Origin of the sequence: uncultured Aggregatibacter sp. (assembly GCF_901873365.1) — a bacterium.
Taxonomy (GTDB): Bacteria; Pseudomonadota; Gammaproteobacteria; order Enterobacterales; family Pasteurellaceae; genus Aggregatibacter.
Genome location: NZ_CABFLM010000090.1, coordinates 1 through 8,220, shown reverse-complemented (window position 1 = coordinate 8,220; position 8,220 = coordinate 1). Strand labels below are relative to the sequence as shown.

Here is an 8,220-nt window from a genome sequence, read left to right as displayed (position 1 = left end):
GATCAATACACTGCCGATGGCTTTGTGTACCGCACGGATATGCGTTTACGTCCCTTTGGCGACAGTGGCGCGCTGGCACTCAGTTTTAACGCCATGGAGCAGTATTATCAGGATCAAGGGCGCGATTGGGAACGTTACGCCATGATCAAAGGTCGTATTTTAGGCGCGCAAGCAACGGATCCCAATGTCGCCGTTTTACAGAATTTATTGCGCCCGTTTGTATATCGTCGCTACATTGATTTCAGCGTGATTCAGGCGTTGCGTGAGATGAAACAAAAAATCGAACGGGAAGTACGCCGCCGCAACCTCACCGATAACATCAAATTGGGCGCGGGCGGCATTCGTGAAATTGAGTTTATCGTGCAGGTTTTCCAGTTAATTCGCGGTGGGCGGGAAATTGCCTTGCAGCAGCACGAATTGCTGAATTTATTGCCGGAACTGAGCAGGCTGAATTTGATTTCCACCGAACAGGAATCCGATTTGCGCCATGCCTATTTATTTCTACGCCGCGCGGAAAATGTGCTGCAAGCCATCAAAGATCAACAAACCCAACAACTGCCCGATAACGAATTGGATCGTCAACGTTTAATCTTCGCCTGCGCGGAATTTACCCAATGGGGTGCGCAACAAGAAAGTGTTTCCATCACCTACCCGATTCACGATTGGGCGAGTTTTCTCGCCGTGTTACACGAACATCAGCGCAAAGTGCGGTCGGTTTTTCAGTCATTAATTGGCGATGAGCAAGAAGAAAATACGTCGGAAAATGCGTGGGAAGATTTCCTCGAAGCGGATTTTGACGAACAAGAATTGCTCGGCATTTTGCAACAAAACGGTGTGCCCGAGGCGGAACAAGATGCGGTGTTGGATCGCCTGTTGCAATTTCGCAATGAGCTGCCTCGTTATGCCATTGGTGTGCGCGGGCGGGCAGTGCTAAATCGCTTAATGCCAAACCTGTTGCAACAGGTTTTACACACGCCCAACAGCCCTGTTTTACTACCACGGATTTTGACGATTATTGAAAAAATTCTCACGCGTACCACTTACCTCGAATTGTTGGCAGAGAATCCGCAAGCCTTGACGCAGCTTATCGAACTTTGCGCCCAATCAAAATTTATTGCAGAACAAGTGGCGCGCCACCCGATTTTGCTCGATGAATTGCTCGATCAAAAATCCCTGCGAAATCCACCGCACTTTACCGAGTACGCTTCCGAATTACAGCAATATTTATTGCGCCTGCCGCAAGATGACGAAGAACAATTCATCGACGGCTTGCGCCAGTTTAAGCACGCTGCCCTGCTCCGCATTGCCGCTGCCGATATTCTCGGTGTGTTGCCGGTAATGAAAGTGAGCGACCATCTCACCTATTTGGCTGAGGCGATTATCGGCGCGGTGGTCAATTTGGCGTGGCAACAAATCGCCGTGCGTTTTGGGGTGCCCGAACATTTGGTAGAAGGAGAGAAAAACTTCCTCGTGGTGGGCTACGGAAAATTAGGCGGCATTGAATTAGGCTATAAATCTGACTTAGATCTCGTCTTCTTATACGATCCCGCCAGCAATAGCCAAACCGTTGGTGGCAAAAAAGTCATCGACAGCAACCAATTCTATTTACGTTTGGCGCAAAAAATCGTCAGTATTTTCAGCATGAATACCAGCGCAGGGATTTTATATGACGTGGATATGCGCCTACGCCCGTCAGGCGATGCGGGATTGCTTGGTTGCTCTTTCGCCGCCTTTGAAAACTATCAACTAAACGAAGCCTGGACCTGGGAAAAACAAGCCTTGGTGCGTAGCCGTGCAGTGTTCGGCGAACAGAAACTCCGAGATGAATTTGAAACCATTCGCCACAAGGTACTTTCTGCCCCGCGGGACTTAGTTCAACTGAAACAGGATGTCTGCGAAATGCGGGAAAAAATGTATGAACATTTGGCGAAACACGATGACGCCCAATTCAACATTAAAACCGACCAAGGCGGCATTACGGACATTGAATTTATCGCCCAATATTTAGTGTTGGCGCATTCGCCGCAACAGCCCGCACTCACCCGTTGGTCAGATAACGTGCGGATTTTCGAAATCATGGCAGAATACGGCGTGATTTCTGATGCCGACAGCGAACGCTTAAAACAATGTTATGTGGATCTGCGCAACCGTATTCACCATTTGAATTTACTCGGTTTACCCTCTGTGGTGGACGGGGCGGAATTTTGTGCAGAAAGGGCGTTTGTGCGGGAGATTTGGAAGAAATTATTGGGATAAGACAAGTTTCTTTTTGGGATAACGTACGGCTACGTTTTTATCACCGTATTAAAAATTACTTTTAAAACTGACCGCACTTTTAGGCTGTGTTAACGCCGATTTTTCATCAAAATCGGCGGCTCTACTCTATGCTCTCATTGCTGAAGACATCCTCATCCCCTCTCAGGACTCATTTAACTTTGTTGGGCTTTCTTACGATTTTTATGCCATTTCCAAACAAGATAAACCACAAGGAGCGCGATTAAGATATAAATTACTGATTGGCCTTTCTTAATTTGTGCGTGTAGCCAATCTAAATTGCTGGCACCAAAATCACCGAGATAAACCCAAATTGGCACGGAAATAATCGCAGCACAGAAATCTAATAATACAAAACGCGTAAAACTCACCCGTCGGGTAATTCCGGCAACCATGTAAATCGGGGCGCGTAAACCGGGTAAAAATCGCGCGACAAATAATACACGATTGCCATATTGATCGAATTTACTACGTACCATGCGTAAACGCTCTAAAGTCAAAAAGCGACGAATAGGTCTAAAACGTAGAATTTTAGTACCATAAATACGACCAAGCCAATACATCGTGCTATCGCCTAACAACACACCAAGCAAGCTTACGACCAACATGATATGCACATTAGCATATCCCAAACCGGAAATAACACCGCCGGAAACTAATGTAATATCTTCCGGAATCGGTACGCCAAAACCACAGATAATCAAAACAAATAACACGGCGAAATAACCGTAATTGCTAAAAAAATTAATCAGAAATTCCATGAATAAAAGCGTCCTAAAACTAAAAATAACCTGCCCATTTTATCCCATCTTGCCTGAATATGGCTAGGAAAAAGTGCTTAATTGAGTTTGCATTACCTATACGAATTTATTATAATCGCCAACCTCAAAGTTCAGACTTTGAGCAAATTTTGTGAAATCGCTGGGTCGCCTGCGATTTTTATTCGTTTAAATCTTTAAAAAGAGAACACTAAAATGGCATTTAAATTCAACGCTGAAGTTCGTACAGCGCAAGGTAAGGGTGCGAGCCGCCGCCTGCGTCACAACGGTCAAATCCCGGCTATCGTTTATGGTGGCAAGGAAGAGCCTGTATCTATCATTTTAAGTCACGATGAATTAAACAATGCGCAAGCGCATGATTCTTTCTATTCTGACGTCATCACATTAGTGATTGATGGTAAAGAGGTGGCTGTGAAAGTGCAAGCAATGCAACGTCACCCATTTAAGCCGAAACTTGTGCACATTGACTTCAAACGTGCATAATTGATAAAAACTCCAGATGGTCTCTGGAGTTTTCTTTATATACCACTATTACATAAAGGATAGATTATGAAAAAATTAATTAAATTTGGCGCTGTTGCTTTATTTGCTGTTTTTTTGGCAGCTTGTGATAAAGCGGTAGATCCTGCAGTTGAAACGGCTGATTATAATGCGTTAATTGAATGGAACAGAAACCAAGAGCAAACACAGCTCCAATCCCAACAAAAATTCCAACAAGATCTTATGGTGGCGGTACAAGCCAAAGACAATAAAAAGATTCAAGAAGCGATTGACACCTTTAATAACTCTGTAAAAAACACAATTGCTAGCTTAGAATCGTTAAAAATTCAATCTGCTTCAATTAATGAAGTCAAAGAACAAACAAAAACTGTGCTTAGCTTAGCAAGCGATTTATTGGTTGATCAAGCGAATGTGAGCTTAGGCGAGCCAACGGAAGAACAACAAAAAGCTTATTTAGCAAAAGCAGAAAAATTAAAAGATGCCATGGCGAAACTACAAGAGCAAAGCCTTGCATTAGAGAAAAAATTTAATGGAAATGCTAAAGCACAATAATTCTGCTTAAGCCAATCTCCATAAAAAATCCCCTTTTCGTAACGAATAAGGGGATTTTTATTTCTTGCTAGAATTAGAAGTTTGCGTTGCGTGGTGCACGTGGGAATGGAATCACATCACGAATGTTTTGCAATCCTGTCACATAAACAATGAGACGTTCAAAACCTAAACCAAAGCCGGAATGCGGCACGGTGCCATAACGGCGTAAATCGCGGTACCACCAATAATCTTCAGGGTTTAAGCCCATTTCTTCCATCCGTTTATCTAGCACATCTAAACGTTCTTCACGTTGTGAACCACCAATGATTTCACCGATTCCCGGTGCTAACACATCCATCGCTGCAACAGTTTTTCCGTCATCGTTTAAACGCATATAGAAGGCTTTGATGTCTTTCGGATAGTTTTTCACCACAACAGGCGATTTGAAATATTCTTCTGCTAAATAACGTTCATGTTCGGAAGAAAGGTCAATTCCCCAAGAAACCGGGAATTCAAAGGTTTTTCCGGATTTCAATAAAATCTCAATCGCATCGGTGTAATCTACTTGGGCGAAATCGGAATGAATGAAACGTTCCAAGCGATTAATGACATCGCTGTCAACATGTTTAGCAAAGAATTCCAAATCATCACGACGTTCTGTTAACACCGCACGGAAAACATATTTCAACATATCTTCGGCAAGTTTTGCGTTGTCTGCGAGCGTTGCAAAAGCCACTTCTGGTTCAATCATCCAGAATTCTGCCAAGTGACGGGTTGTGTTGGAGTTTTCAGCACGGAACGTTGGCCCAAACGTATAGATTTTACTTAATGCACAAGCGTAAGTTTCACCGTTTAATTGACCAGATACGGTTAAGAATGATTCTTTACCGAAGAAATCTTGGCTAAAATCCACCGCACCTTTATCTGTGCGTGGCAAGTTTTCTAAATCTAACGTAGAAACACGGAACATTTCGCCCGCACCTTCCGTGTCGGAAGCGGTGATTAACGGCGTTGCCACCCAATAGAAACCTTGCTCGTGGAAAAAGCGATGAATGGCTTGAGCCAAACAATGACGTACACGTGCAACGGCACCGATAATATTCGTGCGAGGGCGAAGGTGGGCAACTTCCCGTAAATATTCGATTGAATGACGTTTTGCTGCCATTGGATAGGTTTCCGGATCTTCGACCCAGCCGGTAACTTCCACCTTCTCTGCTTGTAACTCAACGGCTTGACCTTCAGCTGGCGATTCAACCACTGTCCCTGTTACAATGACGGAACAACCGGTAGTTAAACGCAATACTTCAGATTCATAATTAACGATATCATTGTTTACGATGGCTTGAATGGGGGCAAAGCAAGAACCGTCATAAACGGCAAGGAAAGATAGGCCGGCTTTGGAATCGCGACGGGTGCGTACCCAACCGCGTACAGTCACTTTTTCGCCAATTGCGATTTTGCCCTGTAGCACATCTACAATTGATGCAATTTTTGTCATATATACCTCAAATTTAATCCATTTTTCTAGAACTGTACTAGTTTACATTAAGTTAGAAAATTTACCAAAATCTATTGATGCTTTTATTTTTAAGGCAATACAGGTGGCAGACACATCTCATTTGAATCAAAATCCTTCCTGATTAATCCGTATTTATTTTGATGACATAAAAGCATAAATAATCGGGATATCTTCATGTATTTTATGTAAAAAGATCGATAAATTTATTAAATATTGTTTTATCTCAAAATAACATCACCCTTTTTCATCTAGAATCTCACGACTAAAGTAGAAAAGAGGATGATGATGAGTAGTTTTTTTATCACAGGAACTGATACGAATGTTGGCAAAACGATTGTAACACGTGCAATCATGCAAGCTTTGCAAAAAGCGGGCATTAAAGTCGTTGGGTACAAGCCAATTGCATTCGGGCAAGATGAACCGATATATTCGCTGAAGTCTTTGCAGGAAGAAAGTGACTATGAAACGAAAGATAATTCTGATGTTCTAACGTTGATGAATAGCACAAGCGAAAATGTTACCTATGAAGAAGTCAATAGTTACACGTTCTTGCATACTATCCCTATTTTAACAGAAGAAAGTCAACGAGTTAAAATCGAGAAGCTTAATGCAGATTTGGCACGGCTATCCGCAAAATATTCCTCGGTTGCTGTCGAAGGGGCTTTCGGTTGGTTGACGCCCATTAATAAAGACTATAGTTTTGCCGACTGGGTTGCTGAACACAATATGCCAACTATCGTCGTGGTGGGAATTAAAGAAGGCTGTATTAATCATGCCTTATTGACTGTGCAGTCAATACTTAGCAAGAATCTGCCACTATTGGGATGGGTTGCAAATCGAATTAACCCCGGCCTCGGTCATTATGCTGAAATTATTGAAACATTAAAACAAAAAATAGATGCGCCATTACTCGGTGAGATCGCCTATATTCATCGACCTGAGGAACAAGACTTAAGCCACTTTATTACAGGGCTTGACCGATTGACGTATATACGAACAGAATGGGTCGCATAAAAGCGGTAAACAGTATAAAACACGGTGAAGACCCAGTGTGGTAAAAAATTAAGCGCGGTAAAAAATTAAGCGCAGTGAACATTAAGTGCGGTGAAAATTAACCCTATTTAATCGATTTCATAAAAACAGAAGGCTTAGTAAACTTACTAAGCCTTCTTTAACAATTACTCTACTGTCAGAATACGGCAGGTATTTGAACCGCCGTCTGCAAATTCTGCCCCTTGAGTTAATAACACTACATCCCCTGCCATTAAGAAGCCTTTATCTTTTAACAAGGAAATGGCTTTTTGCGCCCCCTCCATTGTGCGGCTAATGTCATCATAAAGCACCGGTGTTACACCGCGATATAACGCACATAAATTTAAGGTTTCTTGGTGACGAGATAACGCAAAAATAGGCAAACCAGAACTGATTCGAGACATTAACAATGGCGTACGACCACTACTACTCATTGCAATAATAGCACTCACCCCTTTCATATGATTCGCTGCGAACATCGCTGACATTGCAATCGTTTCCTCAATATCATCAAATTCGATATTTATACGATGGTGTGACACGCTGGCTCCCGGCATTTTTTCTGCCCCTAAGCACACTTTTGCCATAGACGCCACCGTTTCCGCTGGATATTGACCGGCAGCCGTTTCCGCAGACAGCATAACCGCGTCAGTACCGTCTAATACGGCATTTGCCACGTCCATAACTTCTGCGCGGGTTGGCATTGGATTGCTGATCATCGATTCCATCATTTGTGTTGCAGTAATCACCACACGATTTAATTGACGAGAACGACGAATCAATTTTTTCTGAACGGCGACTAATTCCGGATCACCGATTTCAACCCCTAAGTCCCCGCGGGCAACCATGATAACATCAGACGCTAAAATGATATCATCCATCGCTTCATCGGTAGCTACCGCTTCGGCACGTTCCACTTTGGCAACAATTTTTGCATTTAAGCCAGCATCTCTCGCTAATTGACGGGCATAATTTAAGTCCTCGCCGGAACGCGGGAAAGAAACGGCCAAATAATCCACCCCAATGCGGGCAGCGGTGATAATATCAGCTTTATCTTTCTCAGTTAGTGCATCAGCTGATAAACCACCACCTAATTTATTGATACCTTTATTATTTGATAAAGGTCCACCAACGGTTACCTCGGTGAAAACTTTTGCGCCTTCGGTGGATAACACTTTTAATTGAACGCGACCATCGTCTAATAAAAGAATATCGCCCGGTACGACATCTTGAGGTAAGGTTTTATAGTCTAAACCAACAACTTCTTGTGTTCCCTCACCTTTCGGTAACTCAGCATCTAAAACAAATTTGTCGCCGATATTTAAGAAAATTTTACCGTCTTTAAAGGTAGATACCCGAATTTTCGGGCCCTGTAAGTCACCTAAGATCGCAACCGTTTTTCCTAATTTCTTCGCAATTTCGCGTACTTTCTCAGCACGAGCAATATGGTCTTCCGGTGTCCCATGCGAGAAGTTCATACGCACGACATTCGCCCCAGCGGCAATAATTTTTTCCAAATTGTTACCACGGTCGGTTGCCGGCCCCATAGTACATACAATTTTCGTTCTTCTGAGTCTTCTAGAC

General features: G+C 43.1%; 7 protein-coding genes. 4 read left to right on the top strand and 3 right to left on the bottom strand.

Translation table 11 applies throughout. From position 1 onward, the window contains the following. Positions 1 to 2,256: bifunctional [glutamate--ammonia ligase]-adenylyl-L-tyrosine phosphorylase/[glutamate--ammonia-ligase] adenylyltransferase (gene glnE, locus QZ106_RS08080; protein WP_295976294.1), on the top strand; the 2,256-nt coding region annotated here is incomplete at its 5' end. Between the two features lie 173 nt (positions 2,257 to 2,429). Here glnE and QZ106_RS08075 read toward each other — a convergent pair. Continuing rightward, a complete protein-coding gene (locus tag QZ106_RS08075) occupies positions 2,430 to 3,035 on the bottom strand; it encodes a DedA family protein (protein ID WP_295976292.1) in 606 nt (201 codons plus the stop codon). 213 nt (positions 3,036 to 3,248) lie between these two features. Between QZ106_RS08075 and rplY the strand changes: the two genes are divergently transcribed. Further along, entirely contained in the window at positions 3,249 to 3,536 is a 288-nt protein-coding gene (gene rplY / locus QZ106_RS08070) for a 50S ribosomal protein L25 (RefSeq protein WP_021615269.1), read from the top strand. Positions 3,537 to 3,602: 66 nt separating this feature from the next. Then, positions 3,603 to 4,106: a lipoprotein HlpB gene (locus QZ106_RS08065; protein ID WP_295976290.1), complete on the top strand. Its 504-nt coding sequence runs from the start codon at positions 3,603 to 3,605 to the stop codon at positions 4,104 to 4,106. Positions 4,107 to 4,179: 73 nt separating this feature from the next. Here the strand turns inward: QZ106_RS08065 and asnS are convergent, their stop codons facing one another. Then, entirely contained in the window at positions 4,180 to 5,583 is a 1,404-nt protein-coding gene (asnS, locus tag QZ106_RS08060; protein ID WP_109858820.1) for an asparagine--tRNA ligase, read from the bottom strand. 306 nt (positions 5,584 to 5,889) lie between these two features. Here asnS and bioD point away from each other — a divergent pair, with 306 nt between their 5' ends. After that, positions 5,890 to 6,618: a dethiobiotin synthase gene (gene bioD, locus QZ106_RS08055; RefSeq protein WP_295976287.1), complete on the top strand. Its 729-nt coding sequence runs from the start codon at positions 5,890 to 5,892 to the stop codon at positions 6,616 to 6,618. Between the two features lie 164 nt (positions 6,619 to 6,782). Here bioD and pyk read toward each other — a convergent pair. Then, a partial coding sequence (gene pyk, locus QZ106_RS08050; protein WP_295976286.1) for a pyruvate kinase occupies positions 6,783 to 8,220 on the bottom strand: 1,438 nt, incomplete at its 5' end.